This is a genomic window from Streptomyces sp. NPDC058289, assembly GCF_042880975.1.
Lineage (GTDB): Bacteria > Actinomycetota > Actinomycetes > Streptomycetales > Streptomycetaceae > Streptomyces > Streptomyces stoeckheimensis.
Genome location: NZ_JBHVYI010000079.1, coordinates 1 through 25,134 on the forward strand (window position 1 = coordinate 1; position 25,134 = coordinate 25,134).

General features: G+C 70.5%; 21 protein-coding genes. 15 read left to right on the forward strand and 6 right to left on the reverse strand.

Annotation, left to right across the window (positions count from 1 at the left end; genetic code table 11):
• Positions 1-59: 59 nt before the first annotated feature.
• Both ACFVX6_RS30920 and ACFVX6_RS30925 read right to left on the reverse strand, forming a co-directional pair.
• Positions 60-476 (reverse strand): pyridoxamine 5'-phosphate oxidase family protein, encoded by a 417-nt coding sequence (locus ACFVX6_RS30920; protein ID WP_327253906.1) that lies wholly within the window; start codon positions 474-476, stop codon positions 60-62.
• A gap of 170 nt (positions 477-646) precedes the next feature.
• Positions 647-1,309, reverse strand: coding sequence for a response regulator transcription factor (locus ACFVX6_RS30925; RefSeq protein WP_250738766.1), 663 nt, complete (start codon positions 1,307-1,309; stop codon positions 647-649).
• A 325-nt stretch (positions 1,310-1,634) separates the two neighbouring features.
• Between ACFVX6_RS30925 and pdhA the strand changes: the two genes are divergently transcribed.
• The 4 genes from pdhA to ACFVX6_RS30945 all read left to right on the forward strand — a co-directional run bounded on the left by pdhA (position 1,635) and on the right by ACFVX6_RS30945 (position 6,464).
• Positions 1,635-2,840, forward strand: a complete 1,206-nt coding sequence (gene pdhA / locus ACFVX6_RS30930) for a pyruvate dehydrogenase (acetyl-transferring) E1 component subunit alpha (RefSeq protein ID WP_389697048.1) — start codon at positions 1,635-1,637, stop codon at positions 2,838-2,840.
• Positions 2,841-2,845: 5 nt separating this feature from the next.
• Entirely contained in the window at positions 2,846-3,826 is a 981-nt protein-coding gene (locus ACFVX6_RS30935) for an alpha-ketoacid dehydrogenase subunit beta (protein ID WP_389697050.1), read from the forward strand.
• 13 nt (positions 3,827-3,839) lie between these two features.
• Positions 3,840-5,282: a dihydrolipoamide acetyltransferase family protein gene (locus ACFVX6_RS30940; RefSeq protein WP_389697052.1), complete on the forward strand. Its 1,443-nt coding sequence runs from the start codon at positions 3,840-3,842 to the stop codon at positions 5,280-5,282.
• Positions 5,283-5,522: 240 nt separating this feature from the next.
• Complete coding sequence (locus ACFVX6_RS30945) at positions 5,523-6,464, forward strand: GNAT family N-acetyltransferase (protein WP_389697054.1); 942 nt, start codon at positions 5,523-5,525, stop codon at positions 6,462-6,464.
• Positions 6,465-6,498: 34 nt separating this feature from the next.
• On the opposite strand, the gene ACFVX6_RS30950 is transcribed toward ACFVX6_RS30945, so the two are convergent.
• Entirely contained in the window at positions 6,499-7,488 is a 990-nt protein-coding gene (locus ACFVX6_RS30950; RefSeq protein WP_389697056.1) for a LuxR C-terminal-related transcriptional regulator, read from the reverse strand.
• Between the two features lie 183 nt (positions 7,489-7,671).
• Between ACFVX6_RS30950 and ACFVX6_RS30955 the strand changes: the two genes are divergently transcribed.
• The 7 genes from ACFVX6_RS30955 to ACFVX6_RS30985 all read left to right on the forward strand — a co-directional run bounded on the left by ACFVX6_RS30955 (position 7,672) and on the right by ACFVX6_RS30985 (position 16,562).
• Positions 7,672-8,070 (forward strand): hypothetical protein, encoded by a 399-nt coding sequence (locus tag ACFVX6_RS30955; protein WP_389697058.1) that lies wholly within the window; start codon positions 7,672-7,674, stop codon positions 8,068-8,070.
• A gap of 109 nt (positions 8,071-8,179) precedes the next feature.
• The gene (locus ACFVX6_RS30960; RefSeq protein ID WP_389697060.1) at positions 8,180-8,359 is read left to right on the forward strand and encodes a hypothetical protein; all 180 of its coding nucleotides are present in this window, start codon (positions 8,180-8,182) and stop codon (positions 8,357-8,359) included.
• A 363-nt stretch (positions 8,360-8,722) separates the two neighbouring features.
• On the forward strand, positions 8,723-10,021 hold the full coding sequence (locus ACFVX6_RS30965; protein ID WP_389697062.1) for an FG-GAP-like repeat-containing protein: 1,299 nt from the start codon (positions 8,723-8,725) through the stop codon (positions 10,019-10,021).
• A gap of 122 nt (positions 10,022-10,143) precedes the next feature.
• Complete coding sequence (locus ACFVX6_RS30970; RefSeq protein WP_389697064.1) at positions 10,144-11,316, forward strand: FG-GAP-like repeat-containing protein; 1,173 nt, start codon at positions 10,144-10,146, stop codon at positions 11,314-11,316.
• Between the two features lie 122 nt (positions 11,317-11,438).
• Positions 11,439-12,800, forward strand: coding sequence for an FG-GAP repeat domain-containing protein (locus ACFVX6_RS30975; RefSeq protein WP_389697066.1), 1,362 nt, complete (start codon positions 11,439-11,441; stop codon positions 12,798-12,800).
• A 133-nt stretch (positions 12,801-12,933) separates the two neighbouring features.
• Positions 12,934-15,030 carry an FG-GAP repeat domain-containing protein gene (locus tag ACFVX6_RS30980; protein ID WP_389697068.1) on the forward strand — a complete coding sequence of 699 codons (2,097 nt, stop codon included), beginning with the start codon at positions 12,934-12,936 and terminating at the stop codon, positions 15,028-15,030.
• 377 nt (positions 15,031-15,407) lie between these two features.
• Positions 15,408-16,562, forward strand: a complete 1,155-nt coding sequence (locus ACFVX6_RS30985; RefSeq protein WP_389697070.1) for an IS701 family transposase — start codon at positions 15,408-15,410, stop codon at positions 16,560-16,562.
• Between the two features lie 92 nt (positions 16,563-16,654).
• Here the strand turns inward: ACFVX6_RS30985 and ACFVX6_RS30990 are convergent, their stop codons facing one another.
• The gene (locus ACFVX6_RS30990) at positions 16,655-18,580 is read right to left on the reverse strand and encodes a helix-turn-helix domain-containing protein (protein ID WP_389697072.1); all 1,926 of its coding nucleotides are present in this window, start codon (positions 18,578-18,580) and stop codon (positions 16,655-16,657) included.
• 100 nt (positions 18,581-18,680) lie between these two features.
• Positions 18,681-18,839, reverse strand: coding sequence for a hypothetical protein (locus ACFVX6_RS30995; protein ID WP_389697074.1), 159 nt, complete (start codon positions 18,837-18,839; stop codon positions 18,681-18,683).
• A 24-nt stretch (positions 18,840-18,863) separates the two neighbouring features.
• Between ACFVX6_RS30995 and ACFVX6_RS31000 the strand changes: the two genes are divergently transcribed.
• Both ACFVX6_RS31000 and pabB read left to right on the forward strand, forming a co-directional pair.
• A complete protein-coding gene (locus tag ACFVX6_RS31000; RefSeq protein ID WP_389697076.1) occupies positions 18,864-19,634 on the forward strand; it encodes a methyltransferase domain-containing protein in 771 nt (256 codons plus the stop codon).
• Between the two features lie 23 nt (positions 19,635-19,657).
• On the forward strand, positions 19,658-21,865 hold the full coding sequence (pabB, locus tag ACFVX6_RS31005) for an aminodeoxychorismate synthase component I (RefSeq protein ID WP_389697078.1): 2,208 nt from the start codon (positions 19,658-19,660) through the stop codon (positions 21,863-21,865).
• On the opposite strand, the gene ACFVX6_RS31010 is transcribed toward pabB, so the two are convergent.
• Positions 21,792-22,817, reverse strand: a complete 1,026-nt coding sequence (locus ACFVX6_RS31010) for a transaldolase family protein (protein WP_389697080.1) — start codon at positions 22,815-22,817, stop codon at positions 21,792-21,794. The genes pabB and ACFVX6_RS31010 overlap by 74 nt on opposite strands.
• Positions 22,818-23,117: 300 nt before the next feature.
• Between ACFVX6_RS31010 and ACFVX6_RS31015 the strand changes: the two genes are divergently transcribed.
• Both ACFVX6_RS31015 and ACFVX6_RS31020 read left to right on the forward strand, forming a co-directional pair.
• Entirely contained in the window at positions 23,118-24,287 is a 1,170-nt protein-coding gene (locus tag ACFVX6_RS31015) for a 3-deoxy-7-phosphoheptulonate synthase (RefSeq protein ID WP_389697082.1), read from the forward strand.
• Positions 24,288-24,315: 28 nt separating this feature from the next.
• Entirely contained in the window at positions 24,316-25,086 is a 771-nt protein-coding gene (locus tag ACFVX6_RS31020) for a 2,3-dihydro-2,3-dihydroxybenzoate dehydrogenase (protein WP_389697084.1), read from the forward strand.
• Positions 25,087-25,134: the final 48 nt, after the last annotated feature.

Below are 25,134 nucleotides of genomic sequence, written 5' to 3' on the forward strand. Positions count from 1 at the left end.
GCGCCGGGCCGTTCGTCGCAGGTCCGTTCCTCGGGACCAAAGTCCCTCGTGAACCGGGGTCAGAGTGCGTGCTGGTACTGCCGGTCCAGGTTGCCCGCGAGGGTGTGGACGGTGACGAGGTGCGGCTCGATCCGCATGTAGACGGGGTCGAAGACCGCGCCGTCCACGAAGTGCGGACCGGGTCCGAACAGTTCCAGTTCGGCGGTGGTGGGTTCGACGAGGTTCGCCGTACCGGTGAACTGCACCGACCACAGCTGGGACTCGCCGGAATTGAAGTTGTCGGCGCCGTACGAGACCACGCTGCCGTTGCAGGCGTGGTGGTAGCCGAAACCGGCGTGCATTCTCAGGACGACCTTGCCGTTCACCACGATGTGGCGCGCGACGGCGAGGAAGGGCAGCGCGCGCATGCTGGTGGCGGCTCGGCCGTACGGCACGCGGCGCAGCAGTTCGATGGCGTGGAGTTCCTCTGGGGACATGTCATCCACTGTCGGGTACCGACACCGTGTGGGAAAGAGGAGCCCGCCCCGCACATCAGGGACGTTGGTCCCGAATTAAACAGTGCGCCCCGTGGAATCGTGCAACCACGGGGCGTCACACTGAGTAACGGAATTCCAAGTCCTCCCGGTCCTCCGGAGAGGCCGAGGGGCTAGTTCCGCTTTTCGGCCTGCAGGCGTGCCACGTACGCGGCGGCCTGGGACCGGCGCTCCATGCCGAGCTTCGACAGCAGGCTGGAGACGTAGTTCTTGATCGTCTTCTCGGCCAGGTGCAGCCGCTCGCCGATCACGCGGTTCGTCAGGCCCTCGCCGATCAGGTCGAGGATCTTGCGCTCCTGCTCGGTGAGGTTGGAGAGCCGGTCGTCGCCCTTGCCGTTCTTGCCGTCGCGCAGCCGCTCCAGCACCCGGGCCGTGGCGACGGGGTCCAGCAGGGACTTGCCGGCCGCCACGTCACGCACCGCGTTGAGCAGCTCGTTCCCGCGGATGGCCTTGAGCACGTAGCCCGAGGCGCCGGCCATGATCGCGTCGAACAGCGCCTCGTCGTCGGCGAACGAGGTCAGCATCAGGCACTTGATGTCCTCGTTCTGGGAGCGCACCTCGCGGCACACCTCCACCCCGCTGCCGTCGGGCAGCCGGACGTCGAGAACGGCCACATCGGGGCGGGTGGCGGGGATCCGGACCAGCGCGTCGGCGGCCGTACCGGCCTCACCCACGACCTCGATGTCCGATTCCATCGACAACAGCTCGTGAACACCCCGACGTACCACTTCGTGGTCGTCCAGGAGGAATACCTTGATTTTTCCGTTTTCGCGCACGAACTCAGTTTCACACACTCACCCCTTCCCTGCCGGTGACGAGCGGGATAACGTGCCGTTGTTCCGGCCCCCTGCAAGGCTGTGACCAGTGGTTGTTCCCGGTTCCGCCGATTTACTTGGAAATCCAAGCAAAATCGCAGGTCAAACGGGGTTTCGCAGTTATGCGACGCACTGGGTAACGTGCATTGCGCAGGGCACTCGCCGGGGCACCTGTCACGCCTGAATCCCAGACCCGAAGCGCACCCACCCCGTGCGCGGGCAGAGATCCAGGTGAGCCGCACTGGACCCCGGAGAACCCGGGTGCCGGACCGACGGAGGAGCAATCGTGACCGTGGAGAGCACTGCCGCGCGCAAGCCGCGCCGCAGCGGCACCAAGCGGCCGGCCGGCGCGGCAAGCGCCGCCAAGCCCGCCGCTGCCACCGCGAAGACGCATGACGCCGAGCCTCAGCTCGTACAGCTGCTGACGCCCGAGGGGGTGCGCGTCGACGTCGCGGAAAATCCCGACGTCGCGGAATTCGCGCCCTTCGTCGCCGACATCACCACCGATGACCTGCGCGGTTTCTACCGCGACATGGTCATGACCCGCCGTTTCGACGGCGAGGCGACCGCCCTCCAGCGCCAGGGCGAGCTGGGCCTTTGGGCCTCGCTGCTCGGCCAGGAGGCCGCCCAGATCGGCTCCGGCCGGGCCCTGCGCGACGACGACTACGTCTTCCCGACGTATCGCGAGCACGGTGTGGCCTGGTGCCGCGGGGTCGACCCGACCAACCTGCTCGGCATGTTCCGCGGTGTGAACCACGGTGGCTGGGACCCGACCACCAACAACTTCCACCTGTACACGATCGTCATCGGTTCCCAGACGCTGCACGCGACCGGGTACGCGATGGGCGTGGCCAAGGACGGCGCCGACTCGGCCGTCATCGCCTACTTCGGCGACGGCGCGTCCAGCCAGGGCGACGTCATGGAGGCCTTCAACTTCTCCGCCGTCTACAACTCGCCCGTGGTGTTCTTCTGCCAGAACAACCAGTGGGCGATCTCCGAGCCGACCGAGCGCCAGATGCGCGTGCCGCTCTACCAGCGCGCGCAGGGCTTCGGCTTCCCGGGCGTCCGGGTGGACGGCAACGACGTACTGGCCTGCCTCGCGGTGACCCGCTGGGCGCTGGAGCGGGCCCGCCGGGGAGAGGGGCCCACCCTGGTGGAGGCCTTCACGTACCGGATGGGTGCGCACACCACCTCCGACGACCCGACGAAGTACCGGCGCGACGAGGAGACGGCGGCCTGGGAGGCCAAGGACCCGATCCTGCGCCTCAAGGCCCACCTGCTGGCCACCGGAGGCGCCGACGAGGCGTTCTTCGAGCAGCTGGAGGTGGAGAGCGAGGCGCTCGGCAAGCGGGTGCGCGAGGTCGTCCGCACGATGCCCGACCCCGACACGATGGCGATCTTCGAGAACGTCTACGCGGACGGGCACGCGCTCGTCGACGAGGAGCGCGCGCAGTTCGCCGCCTACCTCGCGTCCTTCGAAGGCGGGGAGTGACCGTCATGGCCGTACAGAAGCTCACCATCGCCAAGGCGCTCAACGACTCCTTGCGCAAGGCCATGGAAGAGGACCCCAAGGTCCTGATCATGGGCGAGGACGTCGGCAAGCTCGGCGGCGTCTTCCGCATCACCGACGGACTCCAGAAGGACTTCGGCGAGGAGCGGGTCATCGACACCCCGCTCGCCGAGTCGGGCATCGTCGGCACCGCGATCGGCCTGGCCCTGCGCGGGTACCGGCCGGTCGTGGAGATCCAGTTCGACGGGTTCGTCTTCCCCGCGTACGACCAGATCGTCACGCAGCTCGCCAAGATGCACGCGCGCTCGCTCGGCACCATCAAGATGCCGGTCGTCATCCGCATTCCCTACGCGGGCGGCATCGGCGCGGTCGAGCACCACTCGGAGTCCCCGGAGACGCTGTTCGCGCACGTCCCGGGCCTCAAGGTGGTCTCGCCGTCCAACGCGAGCGACGCCTACTGGATGCTCCAGCAGGCCATCCTCAGCGACGACCCGGTCATCTTCTTCGAGCCGAAGCGCCGTTACTGGGACAAGGGCGAGGTCGACGTCGAGGCCATCCCCGACGCGCTGCACGCCTCGCGGGTGGCCCGTACGGGCACCGACATCACCCTGGCGGCCTACGGGCCCATGGTGAAGGTTTGCCTGGAGGCCGCCGCGGCGGCCGCCGAGGAGGGCAAGTCGGTGGAGGTCGTCGACCTGCGCTCGATGTCCCCGGTCGACTTCGACGGGATCCAGGCGTCGGTGGAGAAGACCCGTCGGCTCGTGGTGGTCCACGAGGCGCCGGTGTTCCTCGGTGTGGGTTCGGAGATCGCCGCTCGCATCACGGAGCGGTGCTTCTACCACCTGGAGGCGCCCGTGCTGCGCGTGGGCGGCTACCACGCCCCGTACCCGCCGGCCCGCCTGGAGGACGAGTACCTGCCGGGCCTGGACAGGGTGCTCGACGCAGTCGACCGCTCGCTGGCGTACTGAGGAGAGCCCTGCGATGACGATCCGCGAATTCAAGATGCCCGATGTGGGCGAGGGCCTCACCGAGGCCGAGATCCTCAAGTGGTACGTCCAGCCGGGTGACACCGTCACCGACGGCCAGGTCGTCTGCGAGGTGGAGACGGCGAAGGCGGCCGTCGAGCTGCCGATCCCCTTCGACGGGGTCGTGCACGCGCTCCTCTTCGAGGAGGGCGTCACCGTCGACGTCGGCCAGGTCATCATTTCGGTGCAGACGGCCCCCGGCGCCGAGGCTCCGGCAGCGGTCGAGGCCGTCGCCGCCGCGCCGGCAGCCGCTCCGGCCGCCGCCGAGGCGGAGCCCGAGGCCCCCGCGGCCCGCCAGCCCGTCCTGGTCGGCTACGGAGTGTCCACCGCCTCTACGAAGCGCCGCCCGCGCAAGGCTCCGCAGCCCGCGGTCGCCGCGCAGAACGGCACGGGCGTGGCCCACGCCGCGGCGGCTCCGGCTGCCCCGGCGGCCCCCGCGGTGGTCCCCGCCCAGGGCGGCGCGGGCAAGGCGCTGGCGAAGCCGCCGGTGCGCAAGCTCGCCAAGGACCTCGGCATCGACCTGGCGGCGGTGGTCCCCACCGGCGACGGCGGGGTCGTGACCCGCGAGGACGTGCACGCGGCGGCTGCGGCGGCCATCACCCCGCAGACCGTGGCTCCGGCGCTCCCGGTGGCCCCGGAGGTGCCGGCGGCGGCCCAGGCGGCCCCCGTACAGGTCCCGGCCGAGGTGTCCGGGTCCGCCCGCGAGACCCGCATCCCGGTCAAGGGCGTCCGCAAGGTCACCGCCCAGGCCATGGTCGGTTCCGCCTTCACCGCGCCGCACGTCACCGAGTTCATCACCTTCGACGTGACGCGCACGATGAAGCTGGTCCAGGAGCTCAAGGACGACCCGGACCTCGCCGGTCTGCGGATCAACCCGCTGCTCCTGATCGCCAAGGCCGTCCTCGTGGCCATCCGCCGCAATCCTGACGTCAACGCGTCCTGGGACGAGGCGGCCCAGGAGATCGTGCTCAAGCACTACGTCAACCTGGGCATCGCGGCGGCCACCCCCCGCGGGCTGATCGTCCCGAACATCAAGGACGCGCACGCCAAGACGCTCGGCGAGCTGTCGCAGGCCCTGTCCGGGCTGGTCGCCACGGCCCGCGAGGGCAAGACCTCCCCGGCCGACATGCAGCACGGCACGATCACCATCACCAACGTCGGCGTCTTCGGCGTCGACACCGGTACGCCCATCCTGAACCCCGGCGAGTCCGCGATCCTCGCGGTCGGCGCGATCAAGCTCCAGCCGTGGGTCCACAAGGGCAAGGTCAAGGCGCGCCACGTCACCACCCTGGCGCTGTCCTTCGACCACCGCCTCATCGACGGCGAACTCGGCTCCCGCTTCCTCGCGGACATCGCCGCCGTCCTGGAGCACCCCCGCCGTCTGATCACCTGGTCCTGACGGCCCTGCGTTCCGGCCTCCGGGTATCTCACCCGGAGGCCGGAATTTCGCGTCGAACTGCCCCTGACGCGCCTCTGAGTTGACCTTGTCGTGGCCCCTGAGAGGCCTCTGAGAGGCCCTGGAGGTGCCCTCTCAGGTGCCCCTGAGGCGCCCTCGAAGTGCCCTCCGAGTTGCCCTTGCCGTGCCTCTGACGTGCAGAAATCCCTTGGGGAACGCCGCCGCCGGTGTGATCATCGGCCCATGCACTTCCGCGCTGCCACAGCAGACCCCACCGACCTGGACCGCGCCCTCGCCTACCCGGCCGACGGCCCCGTCCCCGCCCTCACCGCCGAGAAGATCCGCGAGGAGCTCGCCGCGGGCCAGATGCGCCCCGAGTGGACCTGGTTCGCCGAGGACGAGAACGGCGAGGTCCTGGCCCGCGCCCTGTGGTGGGGTCGCGCCGACAGCGAGCGCCCGGCCGTCCTGGACTGCCTCCAGGTCCGCGCCGACGTGGCCGACCCGGCCGCCGTCGCCGCCGGGCTGCTCGCCGCCGGGCACGAGGCCTTCGGCAAGCTCCCCGACTACAACATCTCCCTGCCGCGCGACTGGCGCACCTCCTCCGACGGCCTGGCCGAGGCGGTCGCCTGGCGGCAGGAGGCGGCTGCCGAAGCCGGCCTGGGCCGCGAGATCGAACGGCTCCGCTTCGAGTGGACCCCGACCGCGGGCACCGCCGGGCCCACCGGCCGGCTGGTCTTCCGCGAAGGCACCGACGAGGAGTTCCTCGACGCCTTCGTGCGCCTCTCGCAGGGCAGCCTGGACCTGCACACGCAGAGCGAGCTCCGCACGATGGACGCCGAGGCACTGGCGCGCGACGACATCGAGTTCTACACCGACTGCCCCGGCGAGCGCTCCTGGTGGCGCCTGGCCCACCTCCCGGACGGCACCCTCGCCGGTATGGCGATCCCCTCGGCGACCCCGTACCACCGCAACGTCGGCTACCTCGGTGTCGTCCCCGAGCAGCGCGGCAAGGGCCTGATCGACGAGATCCTCGCCGAGATCACCCGCTTCCACGCGGCGGAGGGCGCCGACCGCATCACCGCCACGACGGACACCCTGAACGCCCCGATGGCCGCCGCCTTCACCCGCGCCGGCTACGAGGTCACCGAGATCCGCCTGGTCCTGGAGGCGGCCCCGGGGGCCTGACCCGACCGTTCGTCCGGCGCCGGTGGCCGTACGGCTACTCCGTCAGCCAGCCGCGCTGCACGCACCGTACGCCGGCCTCGAACCGACTGCGCGCGCCCAGGCGTTCCATCAGGTCGGCCGCGATGCGGCGTGCGGTGCGCTGGGAGACGCCGAGGCGCTTGGCGATGGACTCGTCGGTGTGGCCCTGGGCCAGGAGGGCGATGATGGTGGATTCCTGGGGGTTCAGCCCGTCGCTGCTCGTCGGCGCGGCCCCGCCGAGCGGCTGAGCGCCGGCCCAGACGCTCTCGAAGAGGGCGCACAGTGCGGTCAGGGTCCCCTGTCCGGTGAGGAGGACCGCTCCGGCGGAGGTGTCGTCGCTGCTGACGGGGATGACCGCGGTGGCACGGTCAGTGATGATCATCCGGGTGGGCAGGACGGGCACGGTGCGTATCTGTCCGCCCATCCCGGCCAGCCAGTTCGCGTACTCGACGGTGGGCTGGTCGTTGCGGACGCTGTCCAGGTAGACGGTCCGCATCCGCACCCCACGGCCCAGCAACTGCTCGTCCAGTGGCCGTGAGGCGTCCATCTGTGCCGCGGGCTGTGCGCCGCCCGGCGCGAACGACATGACCTCGGTGGTGACGTCCCGGGTCAGGCGGGTGAGGCAGTCGCGGATCTCGTCGATGCCGATGAGCTGTTCGACCCCGGGGCTGGACGTGGCCGGGCGCAGGTCGGCGTATTCGGCGATGAGTTGGGCGGCGACGGCGCGCGAGGCCTCCAGGCGCTGCTGCTGCGCCATGAGTTCCTGCTGCTGGCGGGCCATCAGGATCTCCATGCCGATGTCGGGGGAGACCGCCCGCATCCTGCCCTCGTGCTCGGCCGAGGGCCGCACCAGGGCCAGCTCGCTGAGCACGTCGAGGGCGTCGAGCACCTCCTGCCGGGGCACACCCACCCTCGCGACGAGTTCGGCGACCCCGCCCCGCGGATCGGCGAGCATGGCGCGGTATACGGATTCCGCGACGGAATCGAGTCCTAGTGCGGTCAGCACGATGCAGCCCCCTTGAAAACACGAAAACCCCCCCCGGGGTTGCATGCGATCATGCCACGGCCCACTGACAGGCGTGTAGGGGCGTTTACCCGTCGTCCGATCCGTGGCCGTTTGCGTCCACGGCCCCAAGTGTCCATCTCTGTTCCGTGGACCGGGTGTTCGGCGTTTGGGATCGTCGAATTCATGTATCTCGTGCATGCCCGATTGCAGGGTCCTCCCGGTGTCGTCCTTCCCCCGCAGGCGACGTCCCTCGTGCGCGCGCTCGCCCGTGAGGACGACGGTCTGGAGCACGTGTCTGCACACCCCCGAGCACTTCCGCATCCGGTCGTCGGCCTCTTCCTCCAGGCCGAGAGCCTCGAGGAGGCCGAGTCGAACGCGGCCGGGCTCTGCCGGCGGGTCCTGGAGTGCGCGGAGTTCACCGGGTGGTCGCTGGTTCTCGCGCAAGCGCCCATGGTCGCGCCGTTCTACGAGTCGCTGCTGACCGGATCCGCCCCTCAGGCGGGGTGGCTGGACGGAACGGGCCAAGGCCATTTGCGTCCAGGCGAATCCCCTTCCACCCCACCTGACCAGCGGCGAAAGTAGTTCTTGTCAGCAGGGAACACCGCCCGGCGGACAAGGAACCGGACAGCGTCACCGCGGGACGCAGACCGGTTCAGGACACCCGACCTCACGTCAGAAAAGGACCAAGACCATGCTTCGCACCCGTCTCGCCCAGGCCGCCGCGGTCACCGCCCTCACCTCCTCCTTCCTTCTGGCCGACGCCCTCCTGGCATCCGCCGCAACGGCTCCTCAGGCCACCGTGTCCGCCGCCCAGGCGGCTCCGGCCGGGACCGCTCCCTCCGCCGGCAAGGACACCATGGGCTGGTCCTGACCACACCGGCCTGACCACACCGGCCTGACCACACCGGCCTGACCACACCGGCCTGACCACACCGGGCCTGACCACACCGGCCCCCGTCCGGCCCGTCAACGGGCCTCTTCCCCTCAAGCCACGGCACGACAGCCCGTGATGGACCGCCCGATCGGGCGCTTCCACCCGGCTCTGCCGAGTCCGCGATGCCGGTCGGCGTGAGTACACCGCCGCCGCACCCACCGACCCGCCCGTACGACCGCTGTTCCTGCAGGACAGCTGTCCGGGGCCGAGCCGGCCCGCCGCACGCCCACGCCGAACCAGTACCGGCGGGGCCCGGCCACCTCTGATCGTCCACCGTGCAGCACCCCAAGGAGCCCAGCCATGTCCAAGCGTGCCCTCACCGTTGTCGCGGCGGCCGCCGCCGTCGTCGCCACGATGGTGTGCCTCCCGACCGCACAGGCCGCCGGAAAGCCCGACTTCCAGCTTCCCGCTGCGTGCGGCGAGAACTGGACGGCCACCACCTACTCGGGACACTCACCCGCCTACTCGATGGACCTGAACTACTACCCCGAGGACACCGGCCGCCCCGTCGTGGCCAGCGCGGCCGGCAAGGTCAGCATCGCGGGTCCCTCCGGAGGCTGGGCGGGCACCCACGTCCAGATCGACCACGGCGGCGGCTGGACCACCCACTACGCCCACCTGTCGGCCACGTCGGTGAGCGCCGGCGCCACGGTCGCCGCGGGCCAGATGATCGGCCGGGTCGGCAACACCGGGAACTCCACCGGCGCCCACCTGCACTTCGAACAGACGCTGAACGGTGCCGGGCAGCCCGTGGTATTCAACGGAACGGCCTACTCGTACACCACACGGAACATAACCAGTGCCAACTGCGGTTCGCCCGAACCCGCTTCACCGGCCCCCGTCACCGCGGTCGGCGACCTGACCGGCGACGGCAAGCCCGACCTGCTGGCCCGGGAGGGCACCGACTCGAAGACCCTGTGGCTGTACCCGGGACTCGGCAACGGACGGTTCGGCACCCGGATCGACAACGGCGGCTGGGGCTCCATCAACCAGATCTCCGGCGTGGGCGACATCACCGGAGACGCCCGGGCGGACGTCCTGGCCGTGGAGAAGTCCACCGGCAAGCTGTGGGTCTACCCCGGGCAGACCAACGGCCACCTGGGTGCCCGCGTCGACAACGGGGCCGGCTGGAACGACATGCGCATCGCCGGTACGGAGGACCTGAACGGCGACGGCAGGGGCGACCTGCTGGCCATGGAGACCGAGACCGGCAAGCTGTTCCTCTACCCGGGCCAGGCCAACGGACACTTCGGCAACCGCGTCCAGATCGGCAGCAACTGGGACTCGATGAGCGTGGCCGCCGGAGCGGGGGACCTGACCGGCGACGGCAAGAACGACGTGGTCGCCGTCGAGGAAGCCACCGGCAAGCTCTTCGTCTACCCGGGCCTGGGCAACGGGACCCTCGGATCCCGCATCGAGGCGGGCACCGGCTGGGACGTGATGTCCAGCGTCACCGGAGCCGGCGACTACACGGGCGACGGCAAGGACGACATCGTGGCCCGCCAGAACGACGGAAAGCTCTACGTCTACCCGGGCACCGGTGGCGGCCAGCTCGGCGCCCGCATCGACAACGGCGGCGGCTGGAACTTCGACAACTAAGCCCGACCGCCCGGCGGTTGACCGCGCGTCCCGTCCATCCGGGACAGCGCTCCCGCCGGGCCGGTCCGCCCTCCCGCACCCGGGACGGGCCCCCGCACTTCACACCCACAGGAGAGTTCCCCGTGCGCAACCGCACCCTGAAGGCCGCAGTCGCGACCGCGTCCCTGTCCCTGCTCCTCTCGCCGCTCCTCGCCGGCGGCTCCGCGCAGGCCGCTTCGGTGGCCACCTGGGACAAGGTCGCGCAGTGCGAGGCCACCGGGAACTGGCAGATCATCGACTCCACCGGGACCTACTTCGGCGGTCTGCAGATCTCCTTGCCCACGTGGAACGCCTTCGGCGGCAAGCAGTACGCGTCCTATCCGCACCGGGCCACCAAGCAGCAGCAGATCCTGATAGGCGAGAAGATCCTCGCCGGTCAGGGCTGGCGGGCCTGGCCCAACTGCGGAGCGGTCCTGGCGAACGACCACGCCGATCCCTACCCCACCGACCCGCCCGGCCCCGTGGGCATGGTCCACCTCACCGCCGCCGACTTCACCGGCAACGGCAAGCCGGACCTGGTCGGTGTCGAATCCGCCACCGGAAAGCTGTGGCTGTACCCGGGCAACGGAGCGGGCGGCCTCGGCACCCGCATCCAGATCGGCTCGGGCTGGGGCGCCATGAGCAAGCTGTCGGCCGCCGACTTCACCGGTGACGGCAAGGCGGACCTGCTCGCCGTCGAGAACTCCACCGGAGCCTTCTACGTGTATCCCGGCGCCGGCGCCGCCAGCGGGACGAGCACCCTCGGTGCCCGCACCCAGATCGGCAGCGGCTGGGGCTCGATGCGCGACCTCACGGCCGTCGACGTCAACAAGGACGCCAAGCCCGACCTGCTGGCCATCGACGGCAACGGTGCCCTGTGGTCCTACCAGGGCACCGGCTCCCTGGCCGGCATGAACACCCTGGGCGCCCGTACCCAGATCGGCTCCGGCTGGGGCGGCATGACCGAACTGGCCGTGCCCGGCGACCTGAACGCCGACGGCAAGGCCGACCTCCTCGCCGTCGACGCGGCCGGCGCCCTCTGGAAGTACCCCACCACCGGCTCCCTGGCCGGCATGAACACGCTCGGCGCCCGGACCCAGGTCGGCTCCAACTGGGACAGCATGCGCCAGCTGGTCGGCGCGGACTTCAACGCCGACGGCAAGGGCGACCTCGATGCGGTCGAGGCCCCGAGCGGTGAGACCGGCGACTTCTTCTTCTACCCCGGCAACGGCAGCGGCGGCTTCGGCAACCGCGTCGACATCGGGTCCGGCTGGTAGCGGCGCCACGGCCCCACGGCCCGCCGCACCGCCCACAGAACTTCGCACCACCCGCACCACCCGCACCACCCACACCCGAACTTTCGCCGCGGTGCCCCGCACCGCCACCCCGAGGAGTCCTCATGTCCGTGATCACCCGCACCCTGAAGACCACCGCCATCGCCACCCTCGTCGCCGCAGCGGCCGTCACGGCGGTCAACGCCGCCCCCGGCGCCGCGGCCCCCGCCTCGCTGTCCGCCGCACCGGTGGCCGCCACCAGCTCCACCGTCAACGGCAGCATCACCCGCGCCGAGGTCCTGTCCCGGGCCCAGTACTGGGTCGACCAGCAGGTCCCGTACAGCCAGACCGCCTGGGTGCCGGACTCGCTCGGCAAGAACTACCGCACGGACTGCTCGGGCCTGGTTTCCCTGGCCTGGCACCTCGGCACCAGCCTCGTCACCGGGACGCTTCCGCAGGTCTCCACCAAGCTCGCCAGCCTGGACGACCTCCAGCCCGGTGACGCGCTGAACAACATCAACGCCCACGTCGTGCTCTTCACCGGCTGGACCGACTCGAGCCACACCGTGGCCAACATCATCGAGCAGCCCAAGCCGGGCCTCACCGCCCGGAAGAACACCTACACCCGTAGCTACATCAACAGCGCGGCCTTCAAGCCCTACCGCTACAACAAGATCGTCGAGGGCACGCCGACCGCCCCCGACGCCGGCATGACCGACCTGACCGGCGGCAACTTCGGCGGCAGCGCCACCGCCGACGTCATCGCCGTCGAGTCCGCGAGCGGCAAGCTCTTCTACTACCCCGGCACCAGCGGCGGGCAGCTCGGTGCACGGGTCCAGGTCGGCACCAACTGGGGCTCCATGAGCGAGCTGTCCTCCGGCAAGTTCACCTCCGACGCCCACCGCGACATCGCGGCGGTCGACGCCGACGGCAAGCTGTGGATCTACCCCGGCAACGGCGACGGCACCTTCGGCAACCGGATCCAGGCCGGCACCGGCTGGGACTCCATGCACGACCTGGCGGGCGCCGACGTCAACAAGGACGGCAAGACCGACCTGCTCGCGGTGGCCGCCGACGGCAAGCTCTTCGCCTACCCGAGCAACGGCAACGGGGGCTTCAACGACCGCGTCCAGATCGGTTCCGGCTGGAACGCCATGGACGAGATCGTCAGCCCCGGCGACCTCAACAAGGACGGCAAGGACGACATCGTCGCCCGCGAGGTCGAGACCGGAAACCTCTACGCCTACCCGGGCACCGGTGCGATCAACGGCATGAACACCCTCGGTGCCCGCGTCCAGATCGGCGCCGGCTGGAACGCCATGACCAACCTGGTCAGCGGTGACTTCAACAACGACGGCATCGGCGACGTGGACGCCGTCGAGGCCAACGAGGGCAACACCGGCAAGTTCTACAGCTACCCCGGCGCCGGTGCGATCAACGGCATGAACACCCTCGGTGCCCGCGTCCAGATCGGCTCCGGCTGGTAAACCGCCCCACCCCCACGGCACGGCCCCTCGGGTCTCCGGGCCGCCACCGCACCCCTCGTGCGGTGGCGGCCCGGATCCCTTCTCTCCTCCCCCCGTAAGCCCGCCCGCACTTCCCGAAAGGACGAGCGCCACCATGGCCCTCCGACCCCGAACCCGCACCTCCGCGCTAGGCGCCGTGGTCGCGGCCGCCCTGGCGCTCTCCTGTCTGAACGCCATCCCGGCGAACGCCGCCACCGTCCCCGACGGAGCGATCGCCACCCCCAACAAGGTCGTCCCCCTCAGCACCACCGGCATGGGGCTCCAGTCGGACAACGGCCGCGAGGCGGACCGGATTTCGGCCTTCGAAGCCGCACACCCGGCGCTCAAGCGGGCCAAGGCGGCCGACGTGCTCGCCGACACCTCGGGCCTCAGCACCGGCCGGGGCCTGTGCCACTCGACCAACATCGTCGGCGCCCAGGGCTTCTGCTGGAACACCACGGACGACGCCACCGGCTCCTGGACCCCCCAGGGCCTCACCGGCTCCGGAGAGTCCGCGCAGTCGGCAGCCGTGGTGGCGGGCCGCAAGGTGCTCATCACCGGCTGGTACGGGGCCTCCGGCAGCGAACGCATCACCCTGGCCGACGTCACCGACCCCGCCCACGTCACCTACCGGCACGTCCAGCTCGCCGCCCTCAACAGCGCCGGCGACAACTACACCCCCATCGTCGGAGGCCACGCCAACGGGGTCGTCTGGGCCGGCAGCAAGCTCTACGTCGCTTCCATCGGCAGCGGCTTCGACGTCTTCGACCTCAACGACATCTGGAAGATGGACGTCACCACCGGCACGGCCTTCGGCCTCGACGCCGACGGCAAGGCCCGAGGTGCGGGTCACGCCTACGTACTGCCGCGACAGGGCAGCTACGCGTACACGGGGCAGGGCACCGGCTGCGGAAGCTACGCCGGCGTCCCCCAGCGCCCCTGCATCACCACCGCCTCGCTCGACCTCTCCGGCGCCCAGCCGGCCCTGGTCACCGCCGAGGGCGATCCCGCCGCGGTCGAGGGCAACTTCGGCAAGGCGTCGGCCCCCGTCGTCCGTTGGCCCATCGACCCCGCCACCGGAGTGCTCAAGGCCGACGCTGCGGGCCGCGTGCAGGCCGCAGCGGCCTTCGCGTCGCCGATGGGCGGCACCCAGGGCGTCGCCATGAACGACGGACGGCTCGTCCTCGCGGGCGCCTGCCCGGAGTTCGTCCCCGCGGCTCACCAGCCGGACCAGAACAACATCCGTCAGTACGCCGGCTGCCTCTACGAGACCCGCCCGGGCGATCCCGTACGGCTCGTCACGCGGACCGCGGTGAATCCGGAGAACCTCTCCTACTGGCCGGGAACCGACCAGCTCTGGATCGTCAGCGAGGCCCCCGGGGACCGCACCGTCGTCAACACCCCCTGGCCCAAGCCCCCGGCGGGGATGGGCCGGCTGGCGGCAGCGGACTTCACGGGTGACGGGAAGCAGGACCTGACCGGTGTGGAGACCACCACGGGAATCCTCTGGCTGTACCCCGGCAACGGCGCCGGTGGCCTCGGTGACCGGATCCAGATCGGTGCGGGCTGGGGCGCGATGAGCGAGCTCACGGCCGCCGACTACACGGGGGACGGGAAGCCGGACCTGCTGGCGATGGACGCCTCGGGAGCCCTGTACCTGTACCAGGGCTCGGGGAGCGCGGCCGGTATGAGCACGCTGGGTGCGCGCACCCAGATCGGTTCCGGGTGGGGCGCGATGCGCGAGCTGACCGCGCTGGACGCGAACAAGGACGGCAAGGCGGATCTGCTGGCCCTCGACGGCAGCGGCGCGCTGTGGACCTATCCGGGCACCGGTTCCCTGAACGGCAGCAGCACGCTGGGTGCTCGCACCCAGATCGGTGCGGGCTGGGGCACGATGAGCGAGCTGACGGTCCCCGGTGACCTCGACGCGGACGGCAAGCGCGACCTCGTGGCCATCGACGCGGCCGGGGTGCTCTGGAAGTACCCCTCCACGGGCGCCCTGAACGGCATGAGCACCCTCGGCTCCCGCGCCCAGCTCGGTACGAACTGGAACAGCATGCGGCAGTTGGTGGGCGCCGACTTCAACGGCGACGGCAAGGGCGACCTGGACGCCGTCCAAGCCCCCGCGGACGAGCCCGGCGCACTGTACTTCTACCCCGGCAACGGCAGCGGCGGTCTCGGCAACCGCACCCAGATCGGCACCAACTGGTAGCCGGCCGGCCGAACCCCGAACCGACGGGTCCCACACCATCCCTTCCGGTGCGGGACCCGTCGGCGTTCGGAAAGCATGGTGACCGGGCCACCATCCGGCGACCTCCGTGGTGGCGCGGACGGTGGCCCGGCCACCACGTGGCGGTACCGCCGGACGGTCGCGGCGGGGCCGGGCGGGCCGGACCCGCTCCGGCCCGCCCGAAGCCCGTGCTGCGGTCCCCGTCGGGTGACCGGCGGGACGCCGCGGAATATGCCGGTCTGATGGTCCGCCCTGCACGCACGGGCGAATGTGTGTGACGGGTCCACCTGGTTCTCGGACCGCTCCCCACCGCAGGGTTGAGGAGCTTGAGAGAACACGGGGGAAGGGATGGATCCGTAATGACCGTCACGAGTCTTGAACGCCTGGACTCCCTGAGCAGCCGGTTCGTACCGGACCTGGTCGTGGGCGAGCTCTGTGCCGAGCTGTTCGCCTCGCTGCCACGGAGCGACCAGCGGCGCAAGGGAGAGCTGTACCTGCGCGGCCTGCTGCAGGCCGAGGGGCGCAAGTCGATCAGGAACATCGCCGCGTACGTCGGGGACCGGGCGGCCGAGCAGAGCCTGCACCACTTCGTCGTCTCCTCCACCTGGGACTGGGGCCGGGTACGAGCCGCGCTCGCCCGTTACCTGGAGCGGGCACTGCGACCCCAGGCCTGGGTGGTGCAGCCCCTGGTGATATCCAAGGCCGGCACGGAATCGGTGGGCGTCGACCGCCGGTTCGTGCCCGAACTCGGCCAGATGGTCAACAGCCAAGCCGCCTACGGCGTCTGGTCGGTGGGGGAGGGGCAGAGCTGCCCGGTGAACTGGCGCCTCACCCTCTCCCAGAAGTGGCGCGACAGCATCGGTCCGCTGTCGCCGAACGCCGAGGAGTCGGAACTGGCTTCCACCCCCCTGGAGTTGATCGCCGGAGCGGTGGAGGAACTGCGGGGCTGGGTGGGGCAGACCCGCCGGCCCGTGGTGCTCGATCTTCCCGACCTGGATCCCGCGGCGGTCGCGCGGCGTTTCGAGCCGAGCGGAACGCACTTCGTGGCGACGGCCCGCGGCTCCATGCGGGTCCGGTGTGTGGACGCGGTCCTGCCGGGCGCGGCCAACCGTGAACTCGCCGCCCACCAGCTGCTTCTCATGGCACGCACCCTGCGCCGGCCGGTGACGTGGCGGGACCCGTCGACCGGGCGGCCCCGCGTCAGCCTGGTGGTCGCCGTACGCGTGGAACTGCCGCAGGCTCCCCGGCCGCAGCTGCTGTTCGGCGAGTGGAGCGATCCGCGCGGCTGGCCCGACCAGTGCTGGGTCACCGACATGACGCAGGCGCACCCGGGTGCACTGCTGCGGCTGGCGAAGCAGGCGCAGCAGGTCGAAGCCGACTTCGCCAACGTCGCCCAGACGGTGGGGCTCACCGACTTCGGCGGGCGCTCCTTCGAGGGCTGGCACCGGCACACCACCCTGGCTTCCGCGGCGCACGCGGTCCGGGTCCTCACCCAGCGCGCCGGAGACCGGTAACGAGGCCGCCGACACGGCCGGAAGCCGGAGCGCCGCCGGCGCCCCGCCGGGACAAGCCGCGATCAGACGGGATCAGCCGCGATCAGACGGGATCAGCTGATGGGCTGCTTGTTCTGCCGCCGCCGCTCCTGGTTGAGGGCTTGCCGGGTGCGTTGCAGCTGGAGGGCGAGCTGCACCTGGAGGGCCTGGGTCGGCTTCTGCCAGTCCTCACCGAGGATCTCGGTGATCCGCTCCAGCCTGCGGGAGACGGTGTTGGGGTGGACGTGCAGCGACTCCGCCGCTCGGGACGGGCTGTTGGCCGAGGCGAAGTACGCCTCCATGGTGCGTATCAGCTCGGTGTACTGCTGGTCGTCGTAGTCGAGTACCGGACCGATGGTGTCGTTGATGAACCCGGCGATGTTCGGCTTCTCGGAGAGCAGGACCCCGAGGAAGCCGAGCTCTTCCGGGGAGGCGCTGCTGCCGGGGCCGGTGAGTGCGGCCACCGCGTCCAGGCAGCGACGGGCCTCCTGGTAGAGGTGGACGATCCCCGCCGGGCTGTCGGTCGGCCCGGCCGAACCGGCGGTCACCGGTTTGCCGAGCACCTCGGAAAGCTCCTTGGACGCCGTCCTGGCGATGTCGCCCGCCGCGGTGCCGGGAAGCAGCAGCACCACGAGGTCGCCGTCCACGCTCTTGAGGCCGTGGTGGCGGTTGGCGTACGAGGCGGCCCAGGCGGCCACTCGGCCCTGGACGCCCCCTTCGGGACGGGCGATCACGATGACGTGGGGTTCGTCCAGGTTGAGCCCGAGGCGGCGGCTTTGCTCCGCGATCAGCGTCGGCGACAGCGACGGGCCGCGCAGCAGGTCGTGGAAGAACTCGTCGCGGATGTGGCCTTCGGCGGCGGCCATGCCCTGGTTCATCAGCAGTACGACGGCGGTCACCTGGGCGGTGAGTGCCAGGAGCTGCAGGCGGTGGTCGGTGATCGGTGCGTCGGTGGCCAGGACGAGCGTGCCCAGCATCTCGTCGCCCGCGGCGACCGAGGCGACCCACACCCCGTCGCCCGCGCTCCGGGGCTGCCGGTCGGTGTGCGCGTCCAGCAGGGCGGTGTGGACCTTGGCCTCGTCCAGTTCCGGGAGACCGGCGCCCGGGCAGGCGAGGGTCCGGCCGGCCGCGTCCCGTACGAGCAGGGTGCCGCCGAGGTCCTTGACCGCTTCGGAGGCCAGGTTGCCGAGGCCGCCGCCGCCCAGCACGAGGTCGAGCAGGCGGCCGTGCGCCTCCCGGAGCCGGCGGGCGGTGGTGGAGGAGTCCAGGGCGCGCGAGGTGCCCTGTTCCAGCTCGACGACTTCGTACCGGGTCTGCTCCAGCAGCCGGGCCTTCTCGATCGCGACCGTCGCGAGGTCGGCGAGGGAGCTCATGAGGGAGGTCTCGTCGGGCGTGAAGTGCCTGATGTTGCGGTCCGCGACGTACAGGGCGCCCCACGTGGTGCCCTGGTGCCTGAGCGGGATGGCCATGACGGCGTGCAGGCCCTCGGCCAGCACCACTTCGTCGATCACCTTGCTGTGCCGGAAGCTCTGGTCGTTCATGTAGTCGGCCGACCAGAACGGCGAGGCTCCGTCGACGGCCCGCTTGCCGACGCCGCCGTCCAGCGGGACGGCGAACCCGATCGTCAGCGCCGAGGCGTGGCCGTCCGCCGAACGCACCAGGGAGCACCCGCTCTCGGCGTCGTCGAGGGCGACCCATGCCATGTCCAGCCCGAGCAGCAGCCGGGCCCGCCGCGTGATGACTTTCAGCAGGGCGTCCACGTCGTACGGAAGCGTCAGGTCGCGCGCGGTGTCCACGAGGGCGGCGAGGCCGGCCTCGCGCTGCTGGCGGCGGACGAAAAGCGCCCGTACTCCAAGGCTTTGGTCCCTCGCCTTGGTCAACTGGGCGAGCGCGGCACCGGACATGCCGGATTCGCGCGCCTTTCGTACCACTTCCTCGAACGCGGCCGCAGGCGCCTCTCTGTTCAGAAGTTCCAGCATCTCGTAGGCATGGTCGACCATGTCTTTCCGCCCCCCGGTTAACAAGCCGTTCACAACCGCACCTTTGACGGTCCAATCGATCTCTGGCCTGCATGAACGTAGCTCTTGGGGCAAGATCTGGTCAAGAATCGCCCAGGCGTTCACCGAGGTCAGAGACGCGGAGGGTGATCGGGCCACCACTCCTGATGACAGACGCTGTCACCTGGACACCTTCTGGCAGGTGCCGCCGCGACGGCAGGGTGATCACCGAGCGCTCCGGTGCCGTCACCAGCGCGTCCATGACTGCCGATGTTGGAGAAGTCCCATGCTTCAGGTGTCCGAGATCCATGATCAGGTGTCCGAGATCCATGATGCGGCCCGGCTCAAGAGCTTTGAGCGGTCCCTGCTGCGCAGCCACCTGTCCCTGACGCGGGAAGACCGTCCCCGGGAATTCACGCTGGCCGGCCGGAACTGGGACCTGTTCGAGGAGGTCTTCGCCCCCGTCTACTCCCCCTCCACCGGGATCGCCCTGGAGCTCCTGGGACTCGGCCACCCGCAGGAGACCCCGCGTTCGGGTTCGTTCCTGGAGGTCGGCTGCGGCACCGGGGTCGTGGCCGTGATGAGCGCGCTGGCGGGTTACGACCGTGTGGTGGCGGCCGACATCAGCCCCTCCGCCGTGGAGAACGCGCACGTCAACGCGGACCGGCACGGGGTGACCGACCGTCTGCGGGCCGTGCACAGCGACCTGTTCTCGGGGCTGGGCGAGGACGAGCGCTTCGACATCATCTTCTGGAGCTCCAACTACGTCATGGGCCCGGAGAGCTACGAGTACAAGTCGGTGCACGAGCGGGCCTACGTGGACACCGGTTACCAGACGCACCGCCGGTTCCTGGAGCAGTCCGTGCACTGGACCACCCCGGGCGGCTCCGTACTGCTGCACTTCAGCGACCGCGGCGACCTGGCGGCGCTGCACGAGATCGCCGCCGACTGCGGGCGCGAGCTGCGCCTGGTGGCCGGCCAGCGCGTCCGCGAGGGCGAGTACGGCGAGGACATGGTCGAGCACATGCTGCTCGAGATCGTGCCGTTCGGAGTCTGAATCAATACCGGGGGAGTTTCATCGTGCGCACGCTGCTTATCGACAATTACGACTCTTTTACGTACAACCTGTTCCACCTTCTGACCGAGGTGAATGGCAGGGAGCCGGAAGTCGTCCGCAATGACGACCCGCACTGGAGGACCGCGCACCTCGCCGCCTTCGACAACGTCGTCGTCTCGCCGGGTCCGGGGACCCCGGGCCGAGCCGCCGACTTCGGCATCTGCGCCGAGATCATCGACCGGACCGACCTGCCGCTGCTGGGCATCTGCCTCGGCCACCAGGGGATCGGCCTGTTGCACGGCGGCACCGTGGACCGCGCGCCGCAGCCGCGGCACGGGCGCACCTCGCCCGTCCTGCACGACGGCACGGACCTGTTCGCCGGGCTGCCGTCGCCCATGGAGGTGGTGCGGTACCACTCCCTCGCCGTGACCGACCTGCCCGGCGAGCTGGAGGCCACCGCATGGACTCCGGACGGAATACTGATGGGGCTGCGGCACCGTGCGCGCCCGATGTGGGGGGTGCAGTTCCACCCCGAATCGATCTGCAGTGAGTACGGCACGGAACTGCTGGCGAACTTCGCCCGGTTGAGCAGGGCGTACGGAGCACACCGAGCGGTGCCCGCACCCTCGCCCTTACTCGCAGCTGCACCCGCACCCGCAGCCGTACACGCACCTCTCTTCGCACCCGTACTCGCACCTGCACCTGCACCCGCGCCCGCTCCGGCTACGCCGTCCGAGCCCGCGCCCGCTCCGGCTACGCCGTCCGAGCCCGCGCCGCCCCGTGAGCTCAAGCTGATCACCAGCCGCATGACCACGGCCTGGGACGCCGAGGCCGTCTACGACCAACTCTTCCGGGGCAACGACCACGCCTACTGGCTCGACAGCAGCCTGCCCGGAGCCGAGCGCGGCCGGTTCTCCGTCATGGGCGACGCCACCGGCCCGCTCGCCCGGGTGGCCACGGCCGACGTGTGGAGCAGAGTCGTCACCGTGGAATCGCGGGGCCGCGACGGCGGGCTCGTCGCGGGCCCCTTCATGGAGTGGATCGACCGCGATCTGCGCTCGATCCGTACCGAGCTCCCCACCGGAGACGACGAGCTGCCCTTCGACTTCGCCCTCGGCTGGGTCGGCTACCTCGGCTACGAGCTGAAGGCCGAGTGCGGCGGCGATCTCGTGCACCGCTCGCCCGTGGCCGATGCCACCATGGTCTTCGCCGACCGGGCCCTGGTGTTCGACCACGTCACGAACACCACCCATCTCCTCGCGCTCGCGGAGGGGGACGACGCCGAGGCGCAGCGCTGGCTGACCGGGACGGCGGAGCGCCTCACGCGCCTCTCGGGCCTGCGGCTGCCGGCGCCCCATTCCGGCGGCTCGGGCGGTGAGATCCGGCTGCGCCACGACCGCCGCGCCTACCTGGGGCTCATCGACTCCTGCCTGGAGGAGATCGCCGCGGGGGAGAGCTACGAGGTCTGCCTGACCAACATGGCGGAGTCCGACACCACCGTCGACCCCTGGGCGGCGTACCGCTCGATGCGGCTCACCAGCCCCGCACCGTTCGCCGCCCTGCTCCAGTTCGGTGAGCTGTCCGTGCTCAGCAGCTCGCCCGAGCGGTTCCTGCGGGTCTCCCGTGACGGGCTGATGGAGTCCTCGCCCATCAAGGGCACCCGCCCGCGCGGTGCCACCGCCGAGGAGGACGCGGCCCTGGTGGCGGACCTGCTGAGCGACGAGAAGGACCGCTCGGAGAACCTGATGATCGTGGACCTGGTCCGCAACGACCTCGGCCGCTGCGCGGTACCGGGCTCGGTCGAGGCCGATGACCTCTTCCGGGTCGAGCACTACGCCACGGTCCATCAACTGGTGAGCACCGTACGGGCGCAGATGCGGCCTGAGCTGACCGCGGTGGACTGTGTGCGCGCCGCGTTCCCCGGCGGCTCGATGACCGGCGCTCCCAAGATCCGCACGATGCAGATCATCGACCGCCTGGAGGCGGGCCCGCGCGGGGTGTACTCCGGAGCCATCGGCTACTTCTCGCTCTCCGGCGCCGCGGATCTGAGCATCGTGATCCGTACCGCGACGGTGACGCCGGACCGGGTCCGGTACGGCGTAGGAGGGGCCGTGGTGGCCCTGTCCGACCCGGACGCGGAGTACGAGGAGACGGCGGTCAAGGCTGCCCCGTTCCTGGCGCTGACGAACGCCCGTTTCCCGGAGAGGCAGCGGCAGACGATTTCGTCATGACGTCCCAGTCGTGCTGGAGACGGGTGAGTTCCGCCGTCTCCAGCACGGCCGCGACCCGAGCCGAGGGGATGCCGAGCCGCTCCAGGGCTGCCAGTGCGCCCTTCGCCTCGCCTTCCCTCGTGAGCAGGGTGTCCCCGCTCAAGTTCGCCCGGCGCGCGGCCTCCTCCAGGGTGTCCACCGACAGCGCGAGCGCCGTGTTCCATCCGACGAGAGCGCCGGCGTCGGTGCCCCCGGCGGTCCACAACAGCCGCGGCTGCGGCGCGCCGTTGGCCCGCAGCACCCGCCACCAGTCCCCGGACAGCCGCTGCTCACGGAGCCGGTACATCGCGCGGGCGACGGCCAGACCCGCCGCGCCCCGGACCTCGTGGCCAGGGTCGACCCCCAGCCCGTCCAGCCGGGACTCGATTTCCGCGTCGAACACCCCCACCGGGAACGAGGCCACCATCGCGACGTCGCCCAGCGACCGGCCGGACGCGAGCGAGCGCTCCAGCCCGTCGACGTAGGCATCGAGCACCTCGGCGTACCGCTCGGCCGAGAAGACCAGCGAGGCGTGCACCCCGATGCCCTCGGCCAGGCAGTCGGCCAGTGCCTCAAGTCCGGCCGGGGTCGCGGGGATCCGTACGAGCAAGTTGGGGCGAGCCAGTTGCCGGTGCAGCGCGCGGGCCGCGGACCGGAAGGCGTGCGTGTCGTGGGCCCTCAGGGGGGACACCGGCACGGAGACGTGGCCGACGGCGCCTTCGGTCGCCTCGAACACGGGCCGCAGCAGGTCGCAGGTCCGTCGGAGCAGCGCGAGGGAGCTGCCCGGGGGCGCCAGGGCGTTGTGGAAGTGGTTGCCCAGGACCGGAGGCCGGGCGCTCGTCTCGAACTCTTCGGGACCGCGCGCACTCAGCCATGGCGAGACGCCTTCGGACACCAGTTGTTTCAGCAGGTCTCGTGCTTCTTGACTCACCACGGTCCTGACCTTAAGCGTCCACGACATGCGCCGCCGGTGGATGGTTGTCTCTGTGTCAGGTGGGGCGGAAGGTCTGCTCCTGTTTTCCCCCGGGCGGGCGCGGACTTTAATGTGTTCGCCGCCGTCCGATCCCATGGATACGGGTAATGCGTCATGTCGAATTCCCGGCCGCAGGCCGACGTGACCGAATGTGTCGCCACCTGACGAATCGGTGAATCCTTGGTGGTTGACTCAATCTTTTCTTTGCAGGCTTCTCGCTGCATCCGATGTCACGGCAGGTTCAGTACCGGGAGGTGCCACATGTACGGTGTCGCGCGCTTGAAATCATCGCCGGCGGGCCAGCAGCCCGTTTGGCCCGACGAAGACGCTCTGGTGATTGCGAGGGCCGAAATAGAGCACTCGGCCGCTCTTGTGCGTGCGGAGGACGTCGAGGACTTCCGGGCCCTGCTGGCCGCCGCCTCGCGGGGCGAGGTGCAGATCGTCCAGGGCGGCGACTGCGCGGAGGACCCCGCCGAGTGCACCCCCGGATACGTGGCGCGCAAGGCGGCGCTCCTCGACATGCTGGCCGGCGTCATGAAGATGCGCTCGCTCAAGCCCGTCGTACGGGTGGGCCGGCTCGCGGGTCAGTTCGGCAAGCCCCGATCCAACAACACCGAGTTCGTCCAGGGCGTCGAACTCCCCGTGTACCGGGGCCACATGGTCAACAGCCCGGAGCCCGATCCCGAGCTGCGCCGGCCCGACCCGCAGCGGCTGGTCGCCGGCTACCGTGCGGCCGCGGACGCCATGCGGTCCCTGGGCTGGCACGGCGAGCAGCGACCGTCCGGGGCCGAGGCCCCGGTGTGGACCAGCCACGAAGCCCTGCTGCTGGACTACGAGGGCCCGATGCTGCGCACCCAGTCCGACGGCTCCGTGCTGCTCACCTCGACGCACTGGCCCTGGATGGGCGAGCGCACGCGCGAGCTGGACGGCGCCCACGTCGAACTGTTCGCGTCCATCTCCAACCCGGTCGCCACCAAGGTCGGCCCGAAGATGACCCCGGCCGAACTGGTCGAACTGTGCGGCCGCCTCGACCCGCTGCGCGAGGCGGGCCGGCTGACGCTGATATCCCGGATGGGCGAGGGCACGGCTGCCGAAATGCTGCCCGCCCTGGTCCGCGCGGTCCGCGAGGCCGGGCACCCCGTGCTCTGGATGTGCGACCCCATGCACGGGAACACCGTCAGTGCTCCCGGCGGCTACAAGACCCGCTACATCACATCCGTTGTGCGTGAGGTCGAGGAATTCCAGGCGGCCGTCAACGAAAACGGCGGAGTCGCGGCCGGACTTCATCTGGAGACCACTCCCGACGCCGTACGCGAATGTGTCAGAGACGAATACCACGTCAGTGAGCTGGGCGAGAAGTACACCTCGTTCTGCGACCCGCGCCTCAATTCCGACCAGGCCATCGAAGTCGTATCCGCCTGGCGCGGCTGAGGCTGAAATACAGAGGGGCGTTCCCGCCATGGAAGGAAAAATCGCTCTCGTCACCGGAGCGGCCGGCGGTATAGGCGCGGCCATCGTCCGCGCACTGGCCGCCCTGGGAGTCCGGGTGGCCGCGGTCGACATGGACGCGACCCGGCTGCGCGACCTGGCCAAGTCGGTCATCGAGGAAGGAGGCCGCGTCGACCCGTTCCCCGTCGACGTCACCTCCAGCGCCGAGGTCGAGGCGCTGGTGGACGACATAGAGGCGCTCGTGGGGCCGCTCGACTTCCTCGTCAACGCCGCCGGCGTGCTGCGGCTCGCCGAGGCCCGTGCCCTCACCGACCAGGAGTGGAGCACGACGTTCGCGGTCAACACCACGGGCGTGTTCCTCGTCTCGCGCGCCGTCGTCAACCGCATGGTGCCGCGTGGACGCGGTGCGATCGTCACGATCGCCTCCAACTCCGCGGGCACCGCCCGTACGGAGATGTCCGCGTACGCCGCTTCGAAGGCGGCCGCGACCATGTTCACCAAGTGTCTGGGCCTGGAGGTCGCCAAGTTCGGGATCCGCGCGAACATCGTGGCGCCGGGATCCACGGACACCCCGATGCTCACCTCGATGTGGCAGGACGAGAGCAGTTCGAAGGCCTCCATCGAAGGGGTGCCGGGCTCTTACCGCGTCGGCATCCCGCTGGGCAAGATCGCCCGCCCCGAGGACGTCGCCGAGGCGGTCGTCTTCCTGCTCTCCGACAAGGCCGCGCACATCACGATGCACGACCTCACCGTGGACGGTGGGGCGGCGCTAGGTGCCTGAGACCGGTGTGACCAGCCAGCCAACCGTCAGCCAACCGTCCACGAGACC